The sequence below is a fragment of the Acinetobacter sp. A1 genome, from assembly GCF_012371315.1.
Taxonomy (GTDB): Bacteria; Pseudomonadota; Gammaproteobacteria; order Pseudomonadales; family Moraxellaceae; genus Acinetobacter.
On record NZ_JAAZQY010000015.1, the window covers coordinates 33,786 to 60,773 of the forward strand.

Consider the following 26,988-nt stretch of genomic DNA (forward strand, 5'->3'; position numbering starts at 1 on the left):
TTTCTTTTAATTTTATCTGATGACTGTTTTTACTTAAATTTTCTTGACCATATACCAAGAAAGAGTAAAAACCAATGAGCAGTCTAAGCCCGCTTTCTCAAGCGATTCACGATGCACCACGTTGGCATCAAGCCGATTCATTACAAAATCCTAATGATATTCAAATACAACCTTTAGCAGGTGCTGCCTTAGGTGCTGTCGTGACAGGGCTAGATGCGAAAAAAGCCCAAACAGGGGCAACTATTTATCGTCTAAAACAAGCTTTGGCACAACATCTAGTTTTGATTTTTAAACAACAACATTTAGATGATTTACAGTATTTAGCATTTGCCAGTTACTTTGGTTCTATTTTCCGTCCAAGTTCAGACAATCCTGTTTTGGGCAGTCAAGCCGACACAGGTACACCGCCTGATGTAGTGCCAGTATCAAATGCTGTTGGGCAAGGTGATTATACGGGACATGCAGAACTTAAACCGCATGCAGACCATCAATGGACACCGTTACCCTCTTTTGCCTCGCTGCTGTATGCCATAGAAATTCCAGAACAAGGCGGACAAACCACGTGGTACAACACCATTAAAGCCTACGATGCCTTAGATGAAACCACCAAAGCGGAGATTGATCACCTTCAACTCATTACATACAACCCTTTTGTGCGTGCGCAAAATACGACTGCGACAGGCAGCTATGGTAATTCACCGCTGTATCGTTTTCATGATCAACCTATTGTTGGTCATGGCTATCCACATCCTTTGGTGAGAGTCCACCCTGAAACTGGACGTAAAGCCCTTTGGCTGAACACCCATTCTGAAGTGGAGTTGCTCAATTATGATGATCAGGCAGGCAGTGAATTAATTGCTCGGCTACGCGCACATATTTTAAAGCCAGCCTTCCGCTACACGCATCATTGGGAACAAGGGGATTTGGTATTTTGGGACAATCAAGTGACCTTACACTCTAGGGAGCCATTCCCTGCCGAGCAACGGCGCTTACTTAAAAGAATTAGTTTGGCGGGTAGCCGACCATTTTAATTTGTTCATCATGCAGATAATCTATCGAGCCATTATTGGACTCAAATAAAATGACGTACCAAAACTAAAACACCAAACGAATAACTTAGAATAAGAAAACCCGTAAAGCCTAAACTTTACGGGTTCTTCTTTTAATGAACTTTAAGCGATGTTGCAGCAACTTAGAATAAGCGGTTCATACCATTTAAAGTTGCTACACGGTAGGCTTCAGCCATAGTCGGATAGTTAAATGTTGTTTCAACAAAATACTTAATTGTATTGTTCGGGCTGTTCATCACGGCCTGACCAATGTGAATAATCTCTGCAGCATTATTACCAAAGCAATGCACACCCAACACTTCTAAAGTATCACGGTGGAACAGAATCTTTAATTCACCTACGGTATCACCCGTAATTTGCGCACGTGCTAAATGACGGAACGACGCCTGACCAACTTCATACGGAATTTTCTCTTCAGTTAATTCCTGTTCGGTCTTACCAATCGAAGAAATTTCTGGAATGGTGTAGATCCCTGTTGGAATATCAGTTACAGGTACCACATTTTCTTCGCCACTCATATTCGCACCCGCACAACGACCTTGGTCATACGCAGCAGATGCCAATGATGGCCAACCAATCACATCACCCGCAGCATAAATATTATCTACTTCGGTTTGATATTGATCATTAACTGTTAACTGACCACGGCTGTTTGGCTTGAGTTCGACATTTTCAAGACCTAAACCATCGGTATTACCTGAACGACCGTTACACCACAGAATTGCATCGGCTTTAATTTTTTTACCACTTTGCAAATATAAAACCACGTGATCATCAAAAGTTTCTAAATGATCAATTTGCTCATTATGGCGAATCAACACACCCTGCGCACGCAAGTGATATGACAGCGCATCGGAAATTTCATCATCCAAATAGCTGAGTAATTTATGCTGTGTATTGATCAAATCGACTTTGTGATCTAAACCAATAAAAATAGACGCATATTCACAGCCAATTACCCCTGCACCGTAAATAATAATTTTTTGGATAGAAAAGTCCAAATCCAAAATTTTGTCCGAATCAAATACACGTGGATGGTTGAAATCTAAAATTTCAGGACGATACGGACGACTACCCGTTGCAATCACAATTTGCTGACAAATAATGGTTTCTTTAATGCCGTCTGCACTAAAAACCAAAACTGTATTTTTATCTTGAATATAAGCACGGCCATGATAAATCGCAATTTCATTGCGATCATAAAAACGTGAGTGCGTTTCAACCTGCTGTTGAATTACTTTATGTGCACTTTGAAGCACTTGCTTCATGGTAAACTGACGCCAGTCACCCATTTTTTTAAACATTGGGTCACGACGGTAACGAATAATATTAGACACCGTCTGACGCAGTGCTTTACTCGGGATTGTACCCACATGCGTACAGTTACCACCGAGTTGTTCACGAATATCTACAATCGCAACACGCTTACCTGATTTGGCAAGTTTCATTGCCGCGCCTTCACCCGCAGGGCCTGAACCGAGAACGACCGCATCATACTTCACGAAAGTTCCACTAACGACCTCTTTTTTACGTGGCATTCAACGCTCCTTTTCTTTAAATCTATCTTTTCAATGGGCCATATTATGACGTAAATCGTTTGAATTTTCTGTATTTAGTGTGCATATATTACGTGATAACCACATTTTTTATATGAATATCGTTTTTACCCAATTTAAGCACAATTTCGTTATAATAATATGCTCTTATGATGAATGTTCGTTGACATTTTACCGTGCATGTTGGAATTGGCATATTTTGCTTCAACATTCTGTAAAATGTAAGCCATACTAAATCTCTCCCCTTCAAAAACAGTGGAAAAGTTGAATATGTCTGCAAACCGTAAACCTGAACAGGGTGTCAAACTCCGTGGTGCTGAAAAAGTCGCACGTATTCCTGTAAAAGTTGTTCCTACGGTTGAAACGCCTCGCAAGCCTGACTGGATTCGGGTCAAAATGACGGCACCTGAAGAAGTTCAACGCATTAAAACCACTTTGCGTCAGCAAAAATTACATACCGTTTGTGAAGAAGCCGCTTGCCCAAACTTACCTGAATGCTTTGGTGGTGGTACTGCAACCTTTATGATTATGGGTGATATTTGTACCCGTCGCTGCCCATTCTGTGATGTTGCCCATGGTCGACCAAATGCGCTTGACCCTGAAGAGCCACGTCACATGGCAGAAACCATTGCCAATTTAGGCTTAAAATATGCCGTGATCACCTCTGTAGACCGTGATGACCTATTAGATGGCGGTGCGCAGCATTTTGTAGATTGTATTAAAGAAACCCGAGCGCTCAGTCCAGACACCTTATTGGAAATTTTGGTGCCAGACTTCCGTGGTCGTATGGATATTGCACTACGCATTATGACTGAATGTCCGCCAGATGTTTTCAACCACAATATTGAAACTGTGCCACGTTTATATAAAGCCATGCGTCCAGGTTCAGACTATCAACACTCTTTAAACTTACTCAAAATGTTTAAAGAATACTGTCCTGATATTCCAACCAAATGTGGTTTGATGGTGGGCATTGGTGAAACTGAAGAAGAAGTGATTGCGTTATTGGATGATCTTAAGGCGCACGACGTAGATTACGTGACCATTGGCCAATATTTGCAACCGTCTAAAGAACATGCGCCAATTGACCGTTTTGTAACACCAGAAGAATTTGAACGCTACACCGCACATGGTCAAAAGCTTGGCTTTAAAAATATTTGGGCAGCACCAATGGTGCGTTCAAGTTATTTTGCAGACCGTCAATACTATGGCGAACCTGTTCCAACTGTACGCCGCAAAGCAGACCCTGCTAAAAAAATTAGCGTGCAAACCATTGAGGCTTAACACTCGCTTATTTCCAAATTTGCGATAAAGCCAAAACAGCCCCGACTTTATGTTCGGGGTTTTTTATACCTTGTGGATATATTAAAAATAGATAGATGTGAATATTTTTTGATGGTCTACGACCAAGTGCGCATGGTGTCATCGCCATAAATTGTTAATCTATGCACTTAATCTATACACCGAGCTCAAACAATAAAACAGGGATAGTAAAATGTCACAACAAGACTATGACAATGGCTTAAAAGTTCGCACTGAAGTCATGGGCGAAAGCTTTGTAAAACGCGCACAGGACAACACTGTACCATTTACCCAACCTTTGCAAGACTGGATTAATGAACATGCATGGGGTTCAACTTGGCAACGTGAAGGTGTGCTACCACGCAAATACCGTTCCTTAATTACTATCGCCTTTTTAACTGCTTTAAAAAGCCCGACAGAGCTTAAAGGACATATTCGTGGTGCGCTAAATAACGGGGCAAGTGTCGAAGAAATTCAGGAAGTCTTGTTACACAGCTTGCCTTATTGTGGCGCACCTGCAACTCAGGAAGCTTTTCGTGCGGCGTTGGAAGTTTTGGCAGAACACACTCCAAATACTTAAACGCAATCTAAATCAAAAAATATAAATACTCGACATTTCACTGAAACTATTCCGTGAAATGTCGATGTGATTGAGTTTTAAATCCAATACACATTAAAGCTATAAAAGAACTCATTTAACTCAAAGCGCACCTGATAACCTAAATCGGTTAATTGTGCCGATAAATTACGAACATCTTCTAAAGGTAAATGTTTTGGCAGCACGGTAAAAACTGCGGTATTGCCCTGCTTGGCATTCTCTTCGATTAAAGACGCCAAACGCTGCTTATATAATTCAATATCTAGCTTGGCATGATCTGAATAAACTTTTGCTTGTTCAGCAGTTAAAAAATTTGCCATCTTATTGTTCTCATTATGACCATGTTTAACATTCAGCATATTGAAACTTGACGATATGGCTCAAGTGATTTTTTGTTATTGTCTGCATAAGTGAAAGATCAACAGACCCTCATTTTAGAAAATAAAATCACACCGAAGATGGCTTTTTCCCGATAGACCTTTTAGGCTATCGCTCATTCAAAAGTTCAAAATTGTGTTGGATGGCGTTATGTCAGAATCTGTTTCTATTCCTACTGCACTAATTAACCGCGCGATTGCTGGGCAAGCTGAAGCTCAGTTTGAAGTTGCCGTGCTGTATATGCAAAGCGATTTTGATGAAGATATTGAACTGGCCGAAGAATGGGCACTCAAAGCAGCCGCAAATGGACATATCGAAGCCATGTACTGGCTGGGTGAAGGCTACACTGTTTATGCCAAAGAGCTACGTGAAAGTGATCCTGAAGAATCGAAAACCTACTTTGAACATGCACACCATTGGCTCAAACAAGCTGCCGAGCAAGAGCATGCTGCCGCAATTTTAGAATTGGCTGGTTTTTACCGTCGTGGCGATGTGGTTGAGCAAGATACAGCTCGCTCTATTGAATTGGTGGAGCAAGCAGCAACACTGGGCGATGTCCAAGCCATGCGTGATATTTCGTTTATTTATGCCAATGGTTTAGGTATAGATGCCAATGAAGAAAAAGCCGATTACTGGACTGAAAAAGCAGAAGCTGCTGAGAAAACTGAATAAGAAATAAGCCGAGTATTTACTACTCGGCTTTTTTAAATCTATCTTATAAATGCACATATTTAACCTGAATGAGCTTTGTATGCTTGCTGCTCATGCATGGTATTTTTTGGGCTAACCGCTTTGACATTATAGGGTAACCCCATAAAAGCCTGATCCTGTTTCTCTTTCCAACGCTTCCAAATAGGATACATTTTGACAAGAAATGTGAGCAGTGCTGCGCCCCCCATAAAATCATAAAAATGTCCAACGGTGATACCGTACCCTTTAAACATCATCATTTGTGCAGCATCACCGCTGAGTAATGAATGAAATCCCAAAATAAGACCAATGGGGACAATCAATAGACCAGTCAGCACCAGCAATAAAATATTACGCTGCTCAAGTTCTTTTTCTGTCATTGCTATAGGCAGCTCTGGATGCACCACCAAATTGACAATTTCACCTTCTTTGTATTGCTGCGGTGCGGATGCATCTCCTTGTAGCTGCCACGTCTGTCCTTTATGTGGATATTCAATCACAGGAAGCTGTACTGTATAGCTACCCCCACCTTTAGGTCGCTGCATGGTTTTTTCTTCAAGAGCCACCACACGTCCAATTACCTTGAGCCCATGTTGCTTAAAAAATTGATTTTGCTTTTTTACCCAAATCACCAAAGTAAGTAAGCCGCAAAAAATAAGCGCAAATAAAATATAAGTCATTGTTCATTCTTCTTTTGTTGAGTTGATCTAGATTCTTTTTTATATATTGTCAATTTCTCCGTCTTAATCAGGCTGCTCTCGTCATTTCTCTTGACTCCTGTGCTATTGATCGACCAAATCCGTGTTTTTCTCCAATGGTATGCCAGTTAAAGCAATTTTAAAGATTTCAGAAAATGCGGATGCTGCTTTAATAACAGCGATAAAAAACATGATAGAAAAAAACAGCTCTGCATAAAACATTGGATGAGCCACTGAAATTTTGGCAAGCTCAATACCATCTTTAAAATACACATTTGCCACCACTAAACCAACAATACAGGTCACAAGACCAATCGCAGTGAAGATATAGCCCACTGCTTTTATTTCCTCAATAAAATGTACGGTCATTGCCGTGTCTAAATGAGATTGAAAAACATAAATTTCAATATTTTGGTTCATTTTTACAGGTGTCATTTGCCCCGAAAATTGATCAACAAAACGACGTTTCTGTGCTTGAAATTGATATTCAATGATCGGAAGTCGGCGACTCGAATCCTTTGTTTCAGATGAAAAATCGACAATACGTCCGTAAATTTTTATCCCGTGTTGCTGAAAAAATGTATTACGCCATAAAATCATAGCGCCAACAAAGGTAAAACAAGCACCGACAAAAAAGACTCCAATAAATGTGATTATTTCAAGCATTGACCTCCCTCCACTCGTTCATTTTCGAAGCACTACATTTTTATATCGAATGGTCTGATCCCTGTTCTAGGCAAATTGCATTATCAGTTAAGCCCCATTTTTTTGTCGCATTGGGCAAGTTGAACATCCATAAAAGGTTTTCACGCTGCCAAAACAAAGTAAAAAACATCACGATAGCAATCACGCCCATCCCGATAAAAAACTTTTCGTCCAATAAACTGATTTTAATGTCGTTAAAATTATCGATGATTAAATGCAGACCTAAACCATTAAAAAGCAGACCTAAACCTAAACAAATAAAAATTAAAATATGACCATCTCTCAGATCTGGCTCACTTCGAACCAAACTCGGATGCTCAGGCTTGAAATGTAATCTGACAAAAGCATCTGTATTTTGATTGTATTGGCGGACGTCATATTCTGCTTCGTATTGCCAAGTTTTACCCTGAAAAACATAGTGAATAATGGGTCGATGTACAATACGCTGGGTTTTACTTGAACTGAATTTTCGAATCTGAATATCGACTATACGTCCCTGCACTTCAATCACATTACTTTTAAAATACTGTGACTGTTGATACAGCACCCATGCTAAAAATAGTGTGCCCATCCCAACCAAGAAAAAAACCAAGCTAATCATGGCTGACGTCCTTATTTTTTAATTTTTAGAACGGCTATAAAAATAGATTAGATTTTGTCATAGCACTTTAATGGTGCAAGTATCGCCAATAATGCGTGTATTTACAAAACTGCTAGATTTTTCATTAAAATTTTTTTGATATAAATCAAAAAATATGTTGTTGATCCTGTTCAAAGTCTTACAGATGAATGCATGGAATATTTACTTTTTCATCTAGGGATGAATGATGCAACAGAAGGAAAATTCCAGTATTTTCAAGTGAAAGAATGATCTGAAATTTTCCTGATTTTTGAATTAATAACGACGTGTGGTATCTAAAAACAAAATATTTAAATCTTGCTGAGGTGTAAATTTTTTCTCTTGAATTTGGAATCTCGTTGGACTGATCTTCTTAATTTTACCATCCCAACATAACGAAATCAGTTCGCTTGCATCACGCTCAATTGTCAATTTAAAATTTTGTATTGGCTTTGCCCAATTGGCACCTGTAGTCAAGATATAACCTAAAGTTGCTATGGGTGCATGTTCCGCATTCTTCTTTTTTAGACCATTTAAAAAAGCACGATCCATACAAAAGTCTTTCGCATCTTGTTCTAAATACATAGCAACTGAACCACCCACTAAAGGACGATACTCATGTTGTACCCGTGTCATTGCTCCTGCTTTAAAGGTCTGCGGCCAGCTATAAATCACTTCTGATGACCACTCTAGTGAACCTTGATTATCAGTAAAATATTTCTTTAATTTTGGATGCTTACATTGTTGTACTTTTTCCCAGTAATAGTCAGAATCACGGACTTTACGTGTCCAAGGATTCAGTAAATCCTGCTGTGTGAAGCCACATTGTTTAAATTCAGTGGTGACATCAACATATTGTGGATTCTGCCAATCACCCAATTGTAGATAAGCACGCACATGCATGCTGGGCTGAATCTTTTTCCCATCGACTTTCACCTGAAAACTTTTCAACAAGCCCTCAGTATCTGCAAAGTCCGAGTCAAAGAAATTTTCCACCTTCGGCAAAGGAAATAAAATATTTTCCTTGATGTCTTTGTTGCTTAAATTTTTAAATTGATAATCAACTTTGATGATTTTTTTACTGATATAGAGATCTTCGCTATACATCTGAATATCTTTATTTTTCAGGTACTGTACGCCACTGGTTGCCACATAACCTGTGCTATCGTTGGCTTGAACCATATTCAACATCAAGCTACCCATTACAATCCCGATGAGGTTGAAAATTATTTTTGTTTTCATCTGATTTTCCCCATTTTTATTATGTTTAACTCTGTTAAACACAATTTCAAACCACTGCTCTGCTGAGAAACAGTGAGAACTTTCAATTTTTTGTGAATCATTTCACCTCAAATCATAACCGATTAAACGCCAAAATCAGGCTCAATAAGAACGACAAATTTCGATTTCTTAATACGATAACCAATTTTCATGTACATGCAGGGCATTTATTGCTTGTTTTTTATATAAACAATTTAAGATTGGAACTAAAACTAAATCCAAGTACAATACCCCGCTAGTCGAGGGATGCTGCGACGTTTTTACAGGCACATAAATGTAAAATCGCTAGGCTCGACCATCGGTTTAAATGTTCATTTAGACCAACAACGGCATCCGCGAACATAATGATCATTTATTTTTTTCTATAAGGAGATCGTGATGAACGCGGTTAATGCTTCATTTACAGATTATAAAGTTGCCGATATTTCACTTGCTGACTACGGCCGTAAAGAAATCAAACTTGCAGAAGCTGAAATGCCAGCCCTTATGGGTCTGCGTAAGCGTTATGCTGCTGCTAAACCACTTGCTGGTGCTAAAATCTTGGGTTGTATCCACATGACAATCCAAACTGCGGTTTTAATTGAAACTTTAGTTGAATTAGGCGCAGAAGTTCGTTGGACATCGTGCAACATTTTCTCGACTCAAGACCATGCTGCTGCTGCTATTGCTGCTGCGGGTATTCCTGTATTTGCTTGGAAAGGCGAAACTGAAGAAGAATACGTATGGTGCTTAGAGCAACAAATTAATGTAAATGGCACACCATGGGATGCCAACATGATTTTGGACGATGGCGGTGACTTAACTGCACTTGTTCACGAGAAATATCCTGAATTATTAGAGCGCATTCACGGCATTACTGAAGAAACCACTACGGGCGTACAACGTCTAATTGAAATGTGGAAAGATGGTTCTTTAAAAGTGCCTGCAATTAACGTCAACGACTCTGTGACTAAATCTAAAAACGACAATAAATACGGTTGCCGTCACTCTCTCAACGATGCCATTAAACGCGGTACAGACATGCTATTGTCTGGTCGTCGTGCATTAGTGATTGGTTATGGTGACGTAGGTAAAGGTTCTGCGCAATCTTTACGTCAAGAAGGCATGATTGTACGTGTTTCTGAAATTGACCCAATTTGTGCAATGCAAGCATGTATGGATGGCTACGAAGTTGTATCTCCATATAACAATGGCGTGCAAACAGGCAACAAAGCCGATGTCAACCAAGAACTTCTTCAAAACACTGACTTGATTGTGACCACTACAGGTAACTATCACGTGTGTGATGCTGCCATGCTTGATACCTTAAAAGCAGGTGCGGTTGTATGTAACATTGGTCACTTCGACACTGAAATCGACACCAACTACCTACGTGGCTATAAGTGGGTTGAAGTGAAGCCTCAAGTACACCAAGTGTACCGTTCAGAAAACGAAAACGATTATTTAATCTTACTTTCTGAAGGTCGTTTAGTGAACTTGGGTAATGCGACAGGTCACCCATCACGTATTATGGATGGTTCATTTGCAAACCAAGTGTTGGCTCAAATGCACTTATTTGCAGAAAAATTTGCAGACCTACCTGCAGAGCAAAAACAAGCAGCTATTCGTGTTGAAATCTTACCTAAAAAACTAGATGAAGAAGTTGCTGCAGCAATGGTTGCTGGTTTCGGTGGTGTATTAACTCAATTGACCCAAGTTCAAGCGGACTATTTAGGGGTTGCAGTTGAAGGTCCATTTAAAGCGGACGCTTATAAATACTAAGTTTTCAATTCCTCTCCCTAACCCTCTCCTGAGCGTACTTCAAGCACTGCTTTGAAGTTCAACGCAAGAGAGGGAATTATTCATTGTTTAATGAATGTATTCGAGGGTAAGTCCTCTCCTGAGCAAGTTTAAAGCACTGCTTTTAAACCCAGCGCAAGAGAGAGGATTTAGGAGAGGTGAAAGAATATAAATAAGTATTTATAAAAAGGATTTAACTATGTCGAAACAGGTTCCTATTTCATTCGAATTTTTCCCATCTAAAACCGATGTAGGTGCAGAAAAACTCAAAGTTGTACATCAAGAATTACAACTTCTAAAACCTGAATTTTTCTCAATCACTTATGGTGCTGGCGGTTCAACGCGTGAGCGCACGTTATCGGCCATTAGTGATTTAAATGGTAAAGGCACACCTGTCGCACCGCATTTATCTTGTATTGGTGATGACAAAGCACGCATTGCCGAATTGCTTGATATCTATAAAGCTCAAGGTATTGATCGTATTGTGGCTTTACGTGGTGATTTACCTTCAGGTCAGGTCGGTTTAGGCGAATTGCCATATGCGTCGGACTTGGTACGCTTTATTCGTGAACATTCAGGCGATCACTTTCACATTGAAGTTGCGGCTTATCCTGAAATGCATCCTCAAGCAGATAACTTTGATCACGACATTCAAAACTTTGTGACCAAAGTCAATGCAGGTGCAAATGCTGCCATTACCCAGCTCTTTTTCAATCCAGATGCTTACTTCTATTTTATAGAACGTATTCAAAAGCAAGGGGTGAATATTCCTGTTGCACCAGGCATTATGCCTATTACCAATGCCAGCAATTTAATTCGCTTTGCTGACAGCACAGGTGCAGACATTCCACGCTGGATTCGTAAACAGTTGGCAACTTATGGCGATGATACTGCGTCAATTAAAGCCTTTGGCCATGAAGTGATTATCAAGCTATGTGAACGCCTAATTGCAGGTGGTGCACCAAGTTTGCATTTTTATACCATGAACAATACTGAACCAACACGTCAGCTAGTGACTGATCTTGGTTTGGCTTAATCCTTTACCTTTTATTCACCTGAACGAGTAAGACCTATGCCCCGTTTTTATATTGAGGCTGATTTAGCAGTAGATACGCAAGTTGATCTGACTGAAACAGTATTTCATCACTGGGTTAAAGTCTTGCGTGCTCAAGTGGGTGATTGCGCCACCTTGTTTAATGGACAAGGTGGTGAATATCAGGTTGAGCTTACCGAAATTGCAAAAAAAACAGCCTGTGTCCAAGTTCAAGGCTTCAATCCAGACAATCGCACACCTCGCTTTAGCACTGTATTAGGTCAAGTCATGAGCAAGGGTGACCGTATGGATTACGCAATTCAAAAAGCAGTGGAGCTTGGGGTGACTGAAATTCAGTTACTGACTTCAGAGCGTTGTGAAATGCGTTTGAAATATGATCGAGATCAAAAAAAACTGGATCACTGGCAAGGTATTGCCATTGCAGCTTGTGAGCAATGCGGTATGAATCTTGTGCCTAAAATTTTAGCGCCCTTAAGTCTATCTGACTGGTTGAATGGTGATTTACCACACACCAAGCTGGTTCTTGCGCCGAATAAAGAACAAGTGAATGTATTGGATAACGCAAGCCAAGATTTTGCTTTGTTGATTGGCCCTGAAGGTGGATTAAGTGATGCTGAAATTGCTGCTGCAAACGCTGTTGGCTTTCAGAACTGGTGTATTGGCGCACGTGTTTTACGCACTGAAACCGCGCCAGTAGTAGCATTATCGATTCTAAATTATACGATGGATAAATAATTTATCTGTTTTTGCAGATTTACCCTGTAAACACGTTGCTTTTTACGATTTACATGATTAATCTCAAGCCATATATTAAAAATATCTGTCTAAAATTCAATCACAAAACACCGAGAATTTTAGCAGCAACAAGTTATTTAAAAATAGAAGTCATTTGATCATTTGTTAGACTTTGGGGATATATGTCAGACGTTCAGGATGAGTTGTTACAGCAATATTTATATGCTGCGCAAATAACCAATACGATTCGACTGCTGCGCTTTTTTTTAGTCAGCATCGCAATTGTCTGTCTGTATGTGTTTTTTATTTACCAATATTCTTTTGCTCATTCATCTATTTATTTTAATGTGTGGTTTATTCTGACCGAATTAACCATAGGTTCGTGTCTACTTTTAACCGCAGTCCATTTTAAAGCAGGACAATATCAGCTAGAGCATGCGCATAGCTGGTTAAAATTGGTATGTTTTCTGACAGGCACGGCCATCGCATTTGGCGTCAGCTTACTGTACTACTATTTGCCGCAGCACAATCTTGAACTCAGCAGCTACGAAGCCATTATTTTAGCGGCATTGCTGATTATTGTCAGTCAGACCTTTGCCCTGACCTTCTTAACGCAACGTCTCAGTTATTTTTGTTGGGTGTTTATACCTGCGATTTTACCTTATATCGCTGCGCAATTTTTAATTCGCACAGAAAACTCGGCCTTCTTTTTCGTGGCCACTAACTTTGCTCTCATTACCTTGCTCATTTGCGCCAATACTTCTATGCACATGCATCGGCGTTTATCGAGTGTTTATTTTAAAAACAACCAATTCAAAAAAACGGCCGAACAACAAGTGGAATGGACAGATCAGCTCTGCCAACAATTACAAGCTGAAATAAACAAGTCCAAAGACATTGAGCAGCAACTCCAATTCAACAATCAAATGCTAGAACAAAAAGTAAGAGAACGTACCTTTGACTTAGAACAAACGCACCAAGATTTAATCAATCAACAACATAGTTTAATTTTGGCACATGAAGCCGCAGGTCTAAAAGCATGGGACTGGAATATACGGCAACGCAGTATTGTCTTTGGTAGTGGCGCACAGCAAACTCCTTTAGAGAATACTAAACAGCATCGGAATAAATTACAGCAACTGATTCACCCTGATGATATTCCGCACTTTCACCAAACCATGAAACAACATTTACGGGGTCTAACTGAACGCTATCAAGCCACATATCGCGTACAACATAGTTCAGGTCAATGGTATTGGGTGCATGATATTGGGCGGGTGATTGAGCGTGATCCTGTCACCAATAAACCTTTACGCATGGTGGGGATTCGCCGTGACATTCACCAAGAACGGATTGGGCAAGAACGCTTAAAACTCACTGCCAGCGTACTTGAACAGGCAGCCGAAGGTATTTTTATTTTAGATGAAAACCTACGCTATATTGAAGCCAATCCATTCTATGCACAAATGAGCGGATTTAAACGCGACCATATTTTAGGCAAATATCTGTTTGATTTGGTCGAGTCCCACAAAGCACATCAACGCATTACGCAAGAAGAAATTCTTCAACAATTGCTCAGCACAGGTAAATATGATGCTGAAATGAATACAAGATTCCGCTCTGGTAAAGAACTCGCAGTTCGTGTGCATATCAATGCCGTCACCGATGAGCAAAACCGCATTATTAATTATATTGGGATTGTGTCTGATTTAACCGAACATAAACTACAAGAACAACGTCTATCCTATTTAGAAAATTACGACCCACTGACCGACTTGCCTAATCGCTTTTACTATAATTATCAACTACATCAATATCTTATTTCGCAGCAAGATTCATTGCAGCAATTGGCGGTCATTCGACTCAATATTGACCGTTTCAGACCTTTAAATGAATATTTAAGCAATAATGGTGGCGATGAATTACTCCGTCAAGTGGCGCAGCGTTTACGCATCACCAATGCCGAAGCGCTGTTTGTCGCGCACTTAAATGGCGATGATTTTGCAATTGTGTATGAAATTTCTCATATTCGCCCTTCTATACAGCAGCACTGTGAACGCATCACCAAAGCCTTTAATTTGCCGTTTAATGTGCAGGGACAAGAACATATTATTACCCTGTCGATGGGGGTTTCCCTCTATCCTGAACATGGACGCCAGCTGGATTATCTGAATAATTGTGCAGAACAAGCCTTGTCTGAAGCCAAGCGTTTGGGTGGTAATACCGTTAAATATTACGCTTTAGACAACACCAAACTGCTAGAACAAGATGTGCATTTAGAGCGTGACTTACGCCAAGCCATTAAAAATGATGAGTTAATTGTATATTATCAACCTAAAATTGATTTCCATAATTATCAGGTAGTTGGGTTTGAAGCATTGGTGCGCTGGAAACATCCAACCAAAGGCATTATTCCACCGAACCTATTTATTCCTATTGCGGAACAAACCAGTTTAATTTCCGATATTGGTCGGGTTGTAATTCAACAAACTGCCAAGCAAATTCGTGAATGGAATCTGTTAGGTTTTGATCATATCCAAGTATCGGTTAATGTAGTTGCACAACAACTGCAACGTGGTCAATTGCTGCAAGATTTAGATGATGCGATTAATACCTATCAAATTTCAGGTGCAAGCTTAGAATTAGAAATTACCGAATCCTCTTTAGTGGAAAACTCCACAACCGTGAAGTCTTTATTAGATGAAATTAAACAACGTGATATTCATATCGCCTTAGATGATTTTGGTACAGGCTATTCTTCACTTTCTTACTTAACAGACTTCCCAATTGACAGTTTAAAAATAGACCGTAGCTTTGTTTCTAAAATTGGGAATACCAAACAAGAAGCCATTGTTAGTGCCATGATTGCTATGGGCAAAGCCATGGGCATGAGTGTGGTGGCTGAAGGGATTGAAACTGAACAGCAGTTACAGTATTTGCAGAATTTGAAATGTGACATTGCGCAAGGCTATTTATTTTCCAAGCCTTTACCTGAACAGGAAGCAACGCTGTTTCTACAAGCACGTCAGGACTCACGCGCTTATAGCTCCTTAATCTGAAACTAGACCCGAAAGCTCTAAGTTTGCTCTAAAAATAAACAGCAACGACTGTGCTAATAGGGCAAGTAATGGTATATTCGATAGGATTCATAAAAATCCACCAGCACCGCTGGCTAACTTGTCACATACGAGATTCAGATGGACGATCAATCATTAAAACAGCAGGCACTTTACTATCACGAATTTCCAACACCAGGAAAAATCAGCGTTACACCAAGTAAGCAGCTGGTCAATCAACGTGACTTAGCGCTCGCTTACTCCCCAGGTGTCGCAGCACCATGTTTAGAGATTGAACGTGATCCTTCAAAAGCAGCACTTTACACCGCACGTGGTAACTTGGTTGCTGTAGTCAGTAACGGTACAGCTGTACTCGGTTTAGGGAATATTGGTCCTTTAGCCTCTAAACCTGTAATGGAAGGTAAAGGCGTACTCTTCAAAAAGTTTGCTGGTGTCGATGTCTTTGATATTGAAATTGCTGAAAATGATCCAGACAAAATTGTCGATATTGTTGCCGCGTTAGAACCGACTTTTGGCGGGATTAACCTTGAAGATATCAAGGCGCCAGAATGTTTCTACATCGAGAAAAAACTACGTGAACGCATGAACATTCCTGTGTTCCACGATGACCAACACGGTACTTCAATTATTGTAGGTTCTGCCCTACTCAATGCCTTGTTACTCAATGGCAAAAAAATTGATGAAATTAAAATCGTCGCTTCAGGCGCAGGTGCAGCAGCACTATCTTGCTTGGACTTGTTATGTGCCTTGGGTGCAAAAAAAGAAAATATCATTGTTGCTGACTCTCGCGGCCTAATCACCACTAAGCGTGAAGGTTTAGATGAGTCGAAAAAACGCTATATGCAAGATATTGAAGGAACACAAATTGCCGATGTCATTGGCGGTGCTGATATGTTCCTTGGCCTTTCTGCAGCAGGAATCTTGACCAAAGCCATGGTTAAAGAAATGGCTGAAAATCCAATCATCTTTGCTTTGGCCAACCCAGACCCAGAAATTTTGCCTGAACATGCGCATGAAGTACGTCCAGATGTCATCATGGCGACAGGTCGTTCTGACTATCCAAACCAAGTGAATAATGCACTGTGCTTCCCGTATATTTTCCGTGGCGCGTTAGATGTGGGTGCAACCACCATCAACGAAGAAATGAAAATTGCGTGTGTACATGCCATTGCGCGTATGGCGCACATCGAAGCGGATGCCGCTACCTATGGTGAAAAATCTGCATCTTTCGGTCGTGACTATTTAATTCCACGTCCGCTTGATCAGCGTTTGATTCTTGAAATTGCACCTGCTGTTGCTCAGGCAGCAATGGACTCTGGCGTTGCAAGCCGTCCAATTCAAGACTTCTCAGCGTATCGTCAACGTCTATCTGAGTTTGTTTACAACTCAGCATTTATGATGAAGCCAATTTTTGCACAGGCTAAAACTGATCCAAAACGTATTGCTTATGCCGAAGGTGAAGATTTACGTGTATTGCGTGCAGTACAAATTGCAGTAGATGAAGGCTTGGCAAAACCAATTTTGGTGGGTCGTACTGCGGTCATTGAAGCGAATATCAAAAAATTAGGTTTGCGTCTTGAACACGGTGTCAATATTGAAATCGTTGATCAGGAAAACAACCCAAATTACGAAAAATTCGCAGAAGATTATTACACCACTATGCAGCGTAAAGGGGTTACACCTGAGTATGCACAACGTGAAGCACGTCGTCGCTCTACCCTTATTGCGTCAATGTTGGTGAAACATGGTTTAGCAGATGGTATGTTGTGTGGTACTTACTCAAGCTATGACATTCACCTTGATTTCGTGAAAAATGTAATTGGTTTAAAAGAAGGCCGTACCAACTTCTTTACCCTAAATGCATTAATGCTTGAAGACCGCAACCTGTTTATTGCAGACACCTATGTCAACACCAACCCAACTGCTGAGCAGCTTGCTGAAATGACTATTTTGGCTGCTGAAGAAGTACGTCGTTTTGGTATGACACCACGTGTTGCTTTATTGTCACACTCTAGCTTTGGCTCTGACCAACAAGACCCAAGCGCACAAAAAATGCGTAAAGTGTTTGAAATTTTGAGCGAAATTGCACCTGAGCTTGAAGTTGAAGGTGAAATGCACGGTGATGCAGCATTAGACGAAAATATCCGTCAATTTGCTTTCCCGAACTCACGCTTCAAAGGTTCTGCAAACTTGTTGATTATGCCTAACTTAGATTCTGCAAATATTTCATTTAACTTGTTGAAATCTACTTCTGGTAACAATGTCACAATTGGCCCAATCTTATTGGGTGCAGCGAAACCTGTACACATCTTGACGCCAACTGCTACGACACGTCGTGTAGTGAATATGACTGCGTTAACCGTTGCTGAAATTCAACAAACGGAACGTGACAGCCTATAATTTATAGATACTCCATGCAATTCTGAGCCATTGACTCAGAATTATGGACTTGAGAAAACCTCTATTCTGTAGCATGATTGCTTGAAGAATAGAGGTTTTTTCATGCAAGTTTATTTAGTAGGCGGTGCAGTTCGAGATCACTTGCTCGGTCACCCCTATCACGAAAAAGATTATGTTGTAGTTGGTGCGACACCCGACCAACTCCTGACTCAAGGCTTTCAGCCTGTGGGCAAAGACTTCCCTGTTTTTCTACACCCAGACACCAAAGACGAATATGCACTTGCCCGAACTGAACGCAAGTCGGGTCATGGTTATCATGGTTTTGAGTTTTATACAGACCCGAGTGTGACTTTAGAAGAAGATTTAATTCGTCGTGACCTGACCATCAATGCTATGGCGATGGATGATGAAGGCACTGTTTACGACCCGTACGGTGGGCAGCAAGACTTATGCAATAAAGTCCTGCGTCATGTGTCTGATGCCTTTGCAGAAGACCCTTTGCGTGTATTACGCATTGCACGATTCGCTGCACGTTATCACGGCTTGGGTTTTCAGGTTGCCCCTGAAACCTTGTTGCTAATGCAGCAACTTGCAGAATCAGGCGAACTACAGGCGCTGACACCGGAGCGTGTCTGGAAAGAAACTTCGCGTGCTTTGATGGAAGAACGTGCTGATGTTTATTTTGAAACTTTACGTGCCTGTGGTGCTTTAAAAGTTTTATTCCCTGAGTTGGATGCACTGTTTGGTATTCCACAACGTCCTGAGTATCACCCTGAAATTGACAGTGGTTTGCATACCATGATGTCGCTGCAGCAAGCTTGTCGTGCCAATTATTCACTGGATGTACGTTTTGCAGTGCTTCTACATGATTTAGGCAAAGCCCTGACCCCTGCAGATGAATTGCCACGTCACATCATGCATGAAGAACGTGGTTTAAAACCTGTTACAGAAGTGTGTGAGCGACTTAAAGTACCAACAAACACCAAACAACTGGCGCTTGCGGTATGTAAGGAACATTTAAAATGCCATCAGGCGCTGACTTTAAAGCCTGGCACTTTATGGCGTTTATTACAGCGTTTAGATGTATTACGTCGCCCTGAGCGAGTCGAAGCCTTTGTACAAGCCTGTGAATGTGACTCACGAGGTCGCTTGGGTTTGGAAGATCGTGACTACCCGCAAGCACAATATGTGTTAGAGGCTGTACAAGTTGTGCGCAGTATCAAAGCGCAGGACTTACCTGCGGATATTCAAGGTCCAGATATTGGTGAAATGCTGATTGAACGACGTATTAAAGCCATTGAGCAATTAAAGGCACGTCATTTAGCAGTCACTGCTTAAACCATTGCTTCATCTCTTTACCTAGACCAGTTTTAAATAAAAAGCCGCTAGCAATACAACTAGCGGCTTTTATATTCAGGCTGAGCCCTGAGGTTTTATCTACTCAATCAAATTCAATATCAAGCTCTGACGAAACCTAATGATGCCCCAGCATCATGCTTTAAGCCAATTGAGCAGGAAAACTAATCACCTGTTCTAAACGCATCTGTTTTGTTGCGACCATTAGTAAACGATCTATCCCCAAGGCTATACCTGAACAAGCAGGCATATTGGGCAAAGCTGCCAACAAATATTCATCAATTGGCATCACATGCAAACCGAGTTGTGCGCGATCAGCATTATCGGCCTCGAAACGTGATCGTAATACCGCTGCATCAATCAGCTCATCATAGGCGTTTGCAAGTTCTAAACCTTCGATATATAACTCAAAGCGAGCAGCGACCAATTCACCATCTGCATCGTTTTTTGTTTTAGCCAATGAAGCCAACTCAGGTGGAAAATCGATTAAAAAAACAGGTGCATCAAACCCTAAACTCGGTTCAACAAAATGAGAGAATAACAGATCGATATATCCTAGACGGTCATCCCCCAAGTCCAAATTCAACCCAAGTCGATGACAACAATCTTTCAGTTGTTGCAGACTCGCCTGCAGTGGGTTTAAATCTAAACGGTCCATAAATGCATGTTTATAACTCAGCAGCGTAGGTCGCACTTCGCCAAAACGCTGTTCTAAAGTCAGATTTAGCAAATCTGTGACCTCAAACATTAAATCCTTCAGACTAAACTCAGGGCGATACCATTCCAACATGGTAAATTCGCTATTGTGTTTTCGACCGTGCTCATCATCACGAAACACTTTACAAATTTGATAAATCGGCCCACTGCCACTTGCCAATAAACGCTTCATGGCAAATTCAGGAGAAGTTTGCAAATAATGCGTATGTAGTTTGCCCTGCACATGACGAAGTGCCTGTACAGAAGCCAAATGGACGTCGGTCACCCCTGCTTGTGATAACACGGGTGTTTCAACTTCAAGCACCTCACGCTCAGCAAAAAACTGACGAATTTGTGCATAAAGTTTGGCACGCGCACGCATGCTGTTTAAATCACAGGTGGGTTGATACTGAATTATCGAACTCATGCCTGCGGGCCCCCATGTGCTGCCCATTCACGACGCAAAGGATAGGTTTTTCTTAAATGATCAAAAGCCTGCTGCTCGACTTTGCCATCTTTTAGGCAAGCACGTAAATTGGCATCATCTCGTGCAATATTATAAATTTGAGTTAAATGTGCTTGTAAACTGCTTTTCAGGTCTTGCTTTTGAAAATAGGTTTCACAAGCAGGCAACTGACTTTCAAAGGTTTTATTTGCTTCCAAATCGAAAGTTTGGCAGAACGCCTGATAGATCATTTGAGTGCCTCGCGCTTTACCTTCCAAGCTATAACCCGCAATATGTGGCGTTGCCAAAGCCAGTAAAGCTAGCAGTTCTGCGGAAATTTCTGGTTCGTGTTCAAACACATCTAGTACCACTAGACGCTGGGTACGCTGAATATCATGTATTAACGCAGCTTCTTCAACCACTGGCCCGCGTGCAGAATTAATTAAAATAGCTTGAGGCTTCATACATGCCAATCGTGCTGCATTAATTAAGTGATAAGTTGGATGCTCTCCCGTATCAGTTAAAGGCACATGAATAGAGACAGCGTCTGCCTGTTTTAATAATTCGTCCAAGCTGAATTGTTGAACCTGTGGCAGTTGCACAAAAGGATCATGTGCAATTACATTCCAACCTAACAATTGTGCCATTTTGACCAATCTGGAACCGACATTACCTAACCCAATCACACCAAGCGTAAAGTTTTGATTGGCATGTAGTAATTCAGGCTTGAGATGAAGCAATGCGGTAATCACATACTCACTCACCGCTTGCGCATTACAACCTGCGGCATTTGACCATGCAATACCGTGTTGCTCTATCGCAGGAATATCCAGATGGTCAGTACCAATGGTGGCGCTGCCAATAAATTTAAGCGGAGTATTTTGAATGAGTACTGCATTCACTTGGGTAACGGAACGGACTAATAATGCATCGGCATTTTGAACATCTTCATGCGTCAGGCGGCGCCCTGCTTTATGCTGTATTTCTGCCAAATCTGCAAAGAAATAATCGGTATATGCCAGATTTTCATCTGCAATGATTTTCATATTGCCATCCCATGTGTATTTGCCTGCTTATGATAGCTTGTGTTGTTCGGGATGACTATTCGAGCTGAGATAATCTGAATATGTTTTGTCTATGCTACTTACATTGCATAACCCAAAAACAATAAAGCCCTGACATTGTCAGGGCTTTATTGCTGATATTTGGCGGAAGCGGTGAGATTCGAACTCACGGAGGACTCACACCCTCGTCGGTTTTCAAGACCGGTGCATTAAACCGCTCTGCCACGCTTCCATGTGCGCAATCATACGAAGCTTTTGATTTGATGACAAGTAAAAAATAGCACCCAGTCATTCAAATGAATATTGTTTCACCAAATTATCTGTATGTTTCATCAAAACAACAGCATAGCACCTAAACTTTTTAAAGTTGTGCTGCCAACTCTGCGCCTTCACGAATAGCACGTTTTGCATCCAACTCTGCAGCAAGTTTCGCACCGCCAATAATGTGATAGTTTGCCAAGGTGTTTTCATCTGCCTTCGGCATTAAGTCTTTTACAGATTCTTGCCCTGCACAGACGACAATACTATCTACACGCAACAGTTGCGATTGCCCAGCCATTTCAATCCACAAACCTTCGTTACTAATGGCTTTATACTGCACCCCACGTAACATACGCACTGCATGTTTTTTCAATTGTGCACGATGCACCCAACCTGATGTTTTACCCAAACCCGCGCCTAAAGCTGTAGTTTTACGCTGTAATAAGTAAATTTCACGAATAGGTGGATGTACTTCTGCAGCCAACATCCCGCCTTCGGTCACATAGTTAGGATTTGGATCTACTCCCCACTCACGCTGCCAATCTACTAATGGTTGCGGCTGTGGCTGATTTTCAGGTTTTAATAAAAACTCGGATACATCAAAACCAATACCGCCCGCACCAATGACAGCAACTTTTTGACCAACCGGTGCGCCACGCAATACTTCAGCATAAGACAATACTTGTGGTGCATCGCTCCCTTCAATTTTTAAGGCGCGTGGTACCACACCTGTTGCAATTACAACTTCATCAAAACCTTCACGTTCTAGTTGTTCACGATTCACTTTGGTATTTAAACGTAAATCGACCCCAGTTTTTTCAATTTGTACTTTAAAGTAGCGAATGGTTTCGTGAAATTCTTCTTTCCCTGGCACAACTTTCGCCAAGTTGAATTGTCCGCCCACTTCATTGCTTGCTTCAAACAAAGTCACTTGATGCCCACGGCTAGCAGCAACTGTAGCTGCAGACATTCCCGCAACACCACCACCGACTACCGCAATACGTTTTGGCTGTTTGGTTTTTTCATAGACCAATTCAGTTTCATAAGCTGCACGTGGATTGACGAGACAGGTCGCACGTTGATTTTTAAAAGTATGATCCAAACACGCTTGGTTACAAGCAATACAGGTATTAATTTCATTGACACGATTGGTTGCAGTTTTATTGACCCAAAACGCATCTGCCAATAATGGGCGTGCCATTTGAATCATATCCGCCTTACCTGCTGCCAAAATTTCTTCTGCTGTATCAGGCATATTAATACGGTTAGAGGCGATCACAGGAATTTCCACATGCTTTTTCACCTCTGCGGTGTAATCCACAAAAGCGGCACGCGGTACAGATGTCACAATAGTTGGAATACGTGCTTCATGCCAGCCAATGCCGGTATTGAGTAAGTTCACCCCTGCCTGCTCTAACGCTTGGGCAACTGTAATTACTTCCTGCATGGTATTACCATCATGCACTAAATCGAGCATAGACAAACGGAAGCAGATAATAAATTTTTCACCAACTTCGGCACGAATGGCTTTTACCACTTCTAAAGCAAAACGCGTACGGTTTTCAATCGAACCGCCCCACTGATCTTCACGCTGATTGACATGACGACTTAAAAACTGATTCAGCAAATAGCCTTCAGAGCCCATAATTTCTACACCATCGTAGCCCGCCATTTTGGCTAAATTGGCAGTTTTGGCGTAGTCCTGAATGGTATTTAAAATTTGTCTTTCACTCATTTTACGGGGTTTAAATGGTGAAATTGGTGACTTAATTGGACTTGCAGAAACCACAAAGGGTTGGTAGCCATAGCGCCCTGCATGCAGAATTTGCATTAAAATTTTGGCACCGTGCTTATGTACCGCGTGTGTCACTAGTCGATGCGGTGCAACATCACCCAGGGTATTCATGGTGCCACCTGCAGGCAATAACCAGCCTTGACGGTTAGGTGAAATACCCCCTGTGATAATCAAGCCCACACCACCTTTGGCACGTTCACCAAAATAAGCTGCAAGCTTTGGATAATTATAAAAGCGATCTTCCAAGCCCGTGTGCATTGAACCCATCACGACACGGTTTTTGATGGTGGTAAATCCTAAATGTAATGGTTTTAGAATATTTGCATAGCGAGTTGTCATGATGAATCCTTATATAATTAGCTTTGCAACTTGTTGCATGAATACTTTAACTGATTTTTATAAACTGTTTATGACTCTAAAGTTCGACTGTGTGGCGCAAACGTCAATCTACCGCTTTCCTTGATCTCAAACTGTTAAAAATAGAGCATTTTAATGATGCCCAAAAAATATCTGTTTTGATTATCATCTTCTATCCTCAGTTTGCCATTTCTAAATGAAAATTTAAGCGAGAACCTGATTTTTTTATCAAATGCGCTTTTTAAACGAAAACAAGCATTTTAAAGAGTGCTATAATTTGCAGTTTAGAATTCTCCTTGGCCACCAAATGTGGTGCCTATTTTAAAAAAGTTAGGACTAGCAATGACTGATAATGCAACTATCTTGCAGAATGTACCAGTAGGCAAAAAAGTCGGTATCGCCTTTTCTGGTGGTCTAGATACTTCAGCTGCTTTATTGTGGATGAAGCAAAAAGGCGCTGAACCGTATGCGTATACCGCAAACTTGGGTCAGCCAGATGAAGATGACTATGATGCCATTCCAAAGAAAGCAGAAGAATACGGTGCAGTAAAAGCACGCTTAGTTGACTGTCGTTTACAGTTAGCTTTAGAAGGTATTGCTGCAATTCAATGTGGTGCATTCCATATCAGCACAGGTGGTATACCTTACTTTAACACTACACCGCTTGGTCGTGCAGTTACGGGCACCATGTTGGTTACCGCAATGAAAGAAGATGACGTCAACATTTGGGGTGACGGTTCAACTTATAAAGGTAACGATATTGAGCGTTTCTACCGTTATGGTTTATTGACCAATCCAGCGCTTAAAATTTATAAGCCTTGGTTAGACCAAACCTTTATTGATGAGTTAGGTGGTCGTGCGGAAATGTCACAATTTCTTATCGACAATGGCTTTGACTATAAAATGTCAAAAGAAAAAGCCTATTCAACTGACTCAAACATGCTAGGTGCAACACACGAAGCCAAAGACCTTGAATATCTTGATGCTGGCATCAAAATTGTTGATCCAATCATGGGCGTGGCGTTCTGGAAAGATGACGTTGAAGTTAAAGCAGAAGAAGTGTCTGTGACCTTTGAAGAAGGTATGCCTGTTGCATTAAATGGTCAGCGTATTGAAAACCCAGTTGAGTTGATTCTTGAAGCCAACCGTATTGGTGGTCGTCATGGTTTGGGTATGTCTGACCAAATCGAAAACCGTATCATCGAAGCGAAATCTCGCGGTATTTATGAAGCACCGGGCATGGCGTTATTGCACATTGCTTATGAGCGTTTAGTGACTGGTATTCATAACGAAGATACGATTGAACAATACCGCATTAACGGTTTACGTTTAGGTCGTTTATTGTATCAAGGTCGCTGGTTCGACTCTCAAGCACTGATGCTACGTGAAACTGCACAACGCTGGGTAGCAAAAGCGATTACAGGTACTGTAACTTTAGAATTACGTCGTGGTAATGACTACACCATCATGAACACTGAATCTCCAAACCTCACTTATGAAGCTGAGCGTTTAACGATGGAAAAAGGTGATTCAATGTTTACGCCAATGGATCGTATTGGTCAGTTGACAATGCGTAACCTTGACATTACCGATACACGTGCAAAACTAGGCTTGTACACAAACTCAGGTTTATTGTCAATTGGTACAGGTTCTGCTGTACCTCAACTTAAAGACAAAAACAAATAATCTTGATGATTGTCTGCAAAGTCAAAAGCCGCTCAATATGAGCGGCTTTTTTAGTTTTGAATCAGAAACTTACTACCTGTAAAATCTTTTTAAGTACAAACAGTTTTTAAAGCATCTCTTCCACTTGCAAAGTGTGATAATAAATTTGATTGCGTCCTAACTGTTTAGCACGGTACAACGCTTGGTCTGCACGTTGCAGAAAATCGCTTTTAAAAATGTCTGCCTCACCTTTATAAACCGTAAAACCTAAGCTGATGGTAACAGTACTTGCCACCGTAGACTGGCTATGTGGAATTGCCAAACGCTCTACCGCTTTAAAAATATTGGAAGCGACTGCATAAGCACCATGCGCATCGGTTTCAGGCAGCAACACCACAAACTCCTCGCCACCATAACGTGCCACAAAATCCATGTGGCGAATAGAATCTTTGATCGACTTGGCAATTGAGGAAATCACTTCATCGCCCTTTTGATGCCCGTAATGGTCGTTGTATTTTTTAAAGAAATCTACATCGATAAATAACAAAGACAAAGCTGTTTCATCATGTCGAGCCTGCTCAAAAAAACTGTCCAGCATTTCATCAAAGGTGCGTCGATTGGAAACTTTGGTCAATGAATCATGCTGACTTAAATGCAACAACTCTTCGGCATGGATACGGTTAATTTTTTCACTGAGTCGGGCTTGGTGCATCACCAAGAAAATCATTCGCTCACGGGTACACAGCATTTTACTGATCAAAAAACCCATCACCGTACTGCCAACCAACACCCGCCCCATCACCATCACATCAATAGGAATATATAAAGTCAGAAGCATTACCATCGCAACTACAGCCGCCATTAAGCCTGTCAGCAGCATGTGAAATGGCTTCACCCCTGTTAGTACATACCCCATAATATAAATCATGCAAATAATCATCATGGCTTGGTGTCTGAACACTTCGGTATGTACGGTCATGGTTAGCCATGTCATCGACACAATTGCCCAGAAAATCAGCCCCATAGCGGCATAGGCGTAGTACGGACGCAATACGTGATAATGTGCAAAGAAAAACAGCGTGAGTAAGCAAAATGCTCCATTAACCAAACCTAGAAAAGAATGGATGAAATCGTGCTTAAAAGCAGCACGGTCAATGATCCAATAATCACCTGTAATAATCAGTACGGTCAAAATGAAGTAAATCAGTACACCCGACCAAAAGTATTGATTAATATTGTGGCGTGCTTGTTCAAGATGTTGTTGCCAAAACTCAAGCTCTAACTGCTTTGGAAAAACCTGCCCCGCACGTTTGCGCTGACGTTTAATCAACGCCTCATTTTTTTCTTTGTCGTACTGTAATTTCGCTAATTTATATTTGTATTCCATGGATGCTTTAAATTCCATTT

The 26,988-nt window shown here is 41.0% G+C and carries 21 protein-coding genes and 1 tRNA gene; 11 read left to right on the top strand and 11 right to left on the bottom strand.

Annotated features, from left to right (window positions below; genetic code table 11):
• The first annotated feature begins 74 nt into the window (after nucleotides 1-74).
• Nucleotides 75-1,031 carry a TauD/TfdA family dioxygenase gene (locus HHA41_RS07315; protein WP_154320511.1) on the top strand — a complete coding sequence of 319 codons (957 nt, stop codon included), beginning with the start codon at nucleotides 75-77 and terminating at the stop codon, nucleotides 1,029-1,031.
• A 161-nt stretch (nucleotides 1,032-1,192) separates the two neighbouring features.
• Here the strand turns inward: HHA41_RS07315 and sthA are convergent, their stop codons facing one another.
• Nucleotides 1,193-2,608: a Si-specific NAD(P)(+) transhydrogenase gene (gene sthA, locus HHA41_RS07320; RefSeq protein WP_168418062.1), complete on the bottom strand. Its 1,416-nt coding sequence runs from the start codon at nucleotides 2,606-2,608 to the stop codon at nucleotides 1,193-1,195.
• Nucleotides 2,609-2,896: 288 nt separating this feature from the next.
• On the opposite strand from sthA, the gene lipA reads away from it, so the two are divergent.
• A complete protein-coding gene (gene lipA, locus HHA41_RS07325; protein ID WP_168461188.1) occupies nucleotides 2,897-3,910 on the top strand; it encodes a lipoyl synthase in 1,014 nt (337 codons plus the stop codon).
• A gap of 211 nt (nucleotides 3,911-4,121) precedes the next feature.
• On the top strand, nucleotides 4,122-4,508 hold the full coding sequence (locus HHA41_RS07330; RefSeq protein ID WP_104852271.1) for a carboxymuconolactone decarboxylase family protein: 387 nt from the start codon (nucleotides 4,122-4,124) through the stop codon (nucleotides 4,506-4,508).
• Between the two features lie 77 nt (nucleotides 4,509-4,585).
• Here HHA41_RS07330 and HHA41_RS07335 read toward each other — a convergent pair whose 3' ends face one another.
• A complete protein-coding gene (locus tag HHA41_RS07335) occupies nucleotides 4,586-4,846 on the bottom strand; it encodes a hypothetical protein (protein ID WP_104852272.1) in 261 nt (86 codons plus the stop codon).
• A gap of 208 nt (nucleotides 4,847-5,054) precedes the next feature.
• On the opposite strand from HHA41_RS07335, the gene HHA41_RS07340 reads away from it, so the two are divergent.
• Entirely contained in the window at nucleotides 5,055-5,576 is a 522-nt protein-coding gene (locus tag HHA41_RS07340) for a tetratricopeptide repeat protein (RefSeq protein WP_168461190.1), read from the top strand.
• Between the two features lie 59 nt (nucleotides 5,577-5,635).
• On the opposite strand, the gene HHA41_RS07345 is transcribed toward HHA41_RS07340, so the two are convergent.
• The 4 genes from HHA41_RS07345 to HHA41_RS07360 form a co-directional block, all read right to left on the bottom strand.
• Nucleotides 5,636-6,274, bottom strand: coding sequence for a DUF3592 domain-containing protein (locus HHA41_RS07345; protein WP_104852274.1), 639 nt, complete (start codon nucleotides 6,272-6,274; stop codon nucleotides 5,636-5,638).
• A 102-nt stretch (nucleotides 6,275-6,376) separates the two neighbouring features.
• The gene (locus HHA41_RS07350) at nucleotides 6,377-6,958 is read right to left on the bottom strand and encodes a hypothetical protein (RefSeq protein ID WP_104852275.1); all 582 of its coding nucleotides are present in this window, start codon (nucleotides 6,956-6,958) and stop codon (nucleotides 6,377-6,379) included.
• Nucleotides 6,959-6,998: 40 nt separating this feature from the next.
• A complete protein-coding gene (locus tag HHA41_RS07355) occupies nucleotides 6,999-7,598 on the bottom strand; it encodes a DUF3592 domain-containing protein (RefSeq protein ID WP_104852276.1) in 600 nt (199 codons plus the stop codon).
• A gap of 294 nt (nucleotides 7,599-7,892) precedes the next feature.
• Nucleotides 7,893-8,819: a DUF4424 family protein gene (locus HHA41_RS07360; protein WP_167846472.1), complete on the bottom strand. Its 927-nt coding sequence runs from the start codon at nucleotides 8,817-8,819 to the stop codon at nucleotides 7,893-7,895.
• A 456-nt stretch (nucleotides 8,820-9,275) separates the two neighbouring features.
• Between HHA41_RS07360 and ahcY the strand changes: the two genes are divergently transcribed.
• From ahcY to HHA41_RS07390, 6 genes are all read left to right on the top strand, one after another.
• The gene (ahcY, locus tag HHA41_RS07365; RefSeq protein WP_168418059.1) at nucleotides 9,276-10,658 is read left to right on the top strand and encodes an adenosylhomocysteinase; all 1,383 of its coding nucleotides are present in this window, start codon (nucleotides 9,276-9,278) and stop codon (nucleotides 10,656-10,658) included.
• A gap of 217 nt (nucleotides 10,659-10,875) precedes the next feature.
• Nucleotides 10,876-11,712, top strand: a complete 837-nt coding sequence (gene metF, locus HHA41_RS07370; protein ID WP_136144190.1) for a methylenetetrahydrofolate reductase [NAD(P)H] — start codon at nucleotides 10,876-10,878, stop codon at nucleotides 11,710-11,712.
• Between the two features lie 36 nt (nucleotides 11,713-11,748).
• Nucleotides 11,749-12,465, top strand: a complete 717-nt coding sequence (locus tag HHA41_RS07375) for a 16S rRNA (uracil(1498)-N(3))-methyltransferase (protein ID WP_168418057.1) — start codon at nucleotides 11,749-11,751, stop codon at nucleotides 12,463-12,465.
• A 182-nt stretch (nucleotides 12,466-12,647) separates the two neighbouring features.
• A complete protein-coding gene (locus HHA41_RS07380) occupies nucleotides 12,648-15,524 on the top strand; it encodes an EAL domain-containing protein (RefSeq protein WP_168461192.1) in 2,877 nt (958 codons plus the stop codon).
• A 138-nt stretch (nucleotides 15,525-15,662) separates the two neighbouring features.
• Complete coding sequence (locus HHA41_RS07385) at nucleotides 15,663-17,942, top strand: NADP-dependent malic enzyme (protein ID WP_168461193.1); 2,280 nt, start codon at nucleotides 15,663-15,665, stop codon at nucleotides 17,940-17,942.
• Nucleotides 17,943-18,044: 102 nt separating this feature from the next.
• Nucleotides 18,045-19,280: a multifunctional CCA addition/repair protein gene (locus tag HHA41_RS07390; RefSeq protein ID WP_168461195.1), complete on the top strand. Its 1,236-nt coding sequence runs from the start codon at nucleotides 18,045-18,047 to the stop codon at nucleotides 19,278-19,280.
• Nucleotides 19,281-19,440: 160 nt separating this feature from the next.
• On the opposite strand, the gene epmA is transcribed toward HHA41_RS07390, so the two are convergent.
• From epmA to HHA41_RS07410, 4 genes are all read right to left on the bottom strand, one after another.
• Nucleotides 19,441-20,421: an EF-P lysine aminoacylase EpmA gene (gene epmA / locus HHA41_RS07395; protein WP_168461196.1), complete on the bottom strand. Its 981-nt coding sequence runs from the start codon at nucleotides 20,419-20,421 to the stop codon at nucleotides 19,441-19,443.
• Nucleotides 20,418-21,485, bottom strand: coding sequence for a 4-phosphoerythronate dehydrogenase (locus tag HHA41_RS07400; protein ID WP_168418052.1), 1,068 nt, complete (start codon nucleotides 21,483-21,485; stop codon nucleotides 20,418-20,420). Before HHA41_RS07400 ends, epmA begins: the two co-directional genes overlap by 4 nt.
• A gap of 160 nt (nucleotides 21,486-21,645) precedes the next feature.
• Nucleotides 21,646-21,735, bottom strand: a tRNA-Ser gene (locus HHA41_RS07405).
• A 129-nt stretch (nucleotides 21,736-21,864) separates the two neighbouring features.
• Nucleotides 21,865-23,898 carry an NADPH-dependent 2,4-dienoyl-CoA reductase gene (locus HHA41_RS07410; protein WP_168461197.1) on the bottom strand — a complete coding sequence of 678 codons (2,034 nt, stop codon included), beginning with the start codon at nucleotides 23,896-23,898 and terminating at the stop codon, nucleotides 21,865-21,867.
• A 360-nt stretch (nucleotides 23,899-24,258) separates the two neighbouring features.
• Here HHA41_RS07410 and argG point away from each other — a divergent pair, with 360 nt between their 5' ends.
• On the top strand, nucleotides 24,259-25,602 hold the full coding sequence (argG, locus tag HHA41_RS07415) for an argininosuccinate synthase (protein ID WP_168418050.1): 1,344 nt from the start codon (nucleotides 24,259-24,261) through the stop codon (nucleotides 25,600-25,602).
• A 106-nt stretch (nucleotides 25,603-25,708) separates the two neighbouring features.
• Here argG and HHA41_RS07420 read toward each other — a convergent pair whose 3' ends face one another.
• Nucleotides 25,709-26,968: a GGDEF domain-containing protein gene (locus HHA41_RS07420; protein ID WP_168461204.1), complete on the bottom strand. Its 1,260-nt coding sequence runs from the start codon at nucleotides 26,966-26,968 to the stop codon at nucleotides 25,709-25,711.
• Between the last annotated feature and the right edge of the window lie 20 nt (nucleotides 26,969-26,988).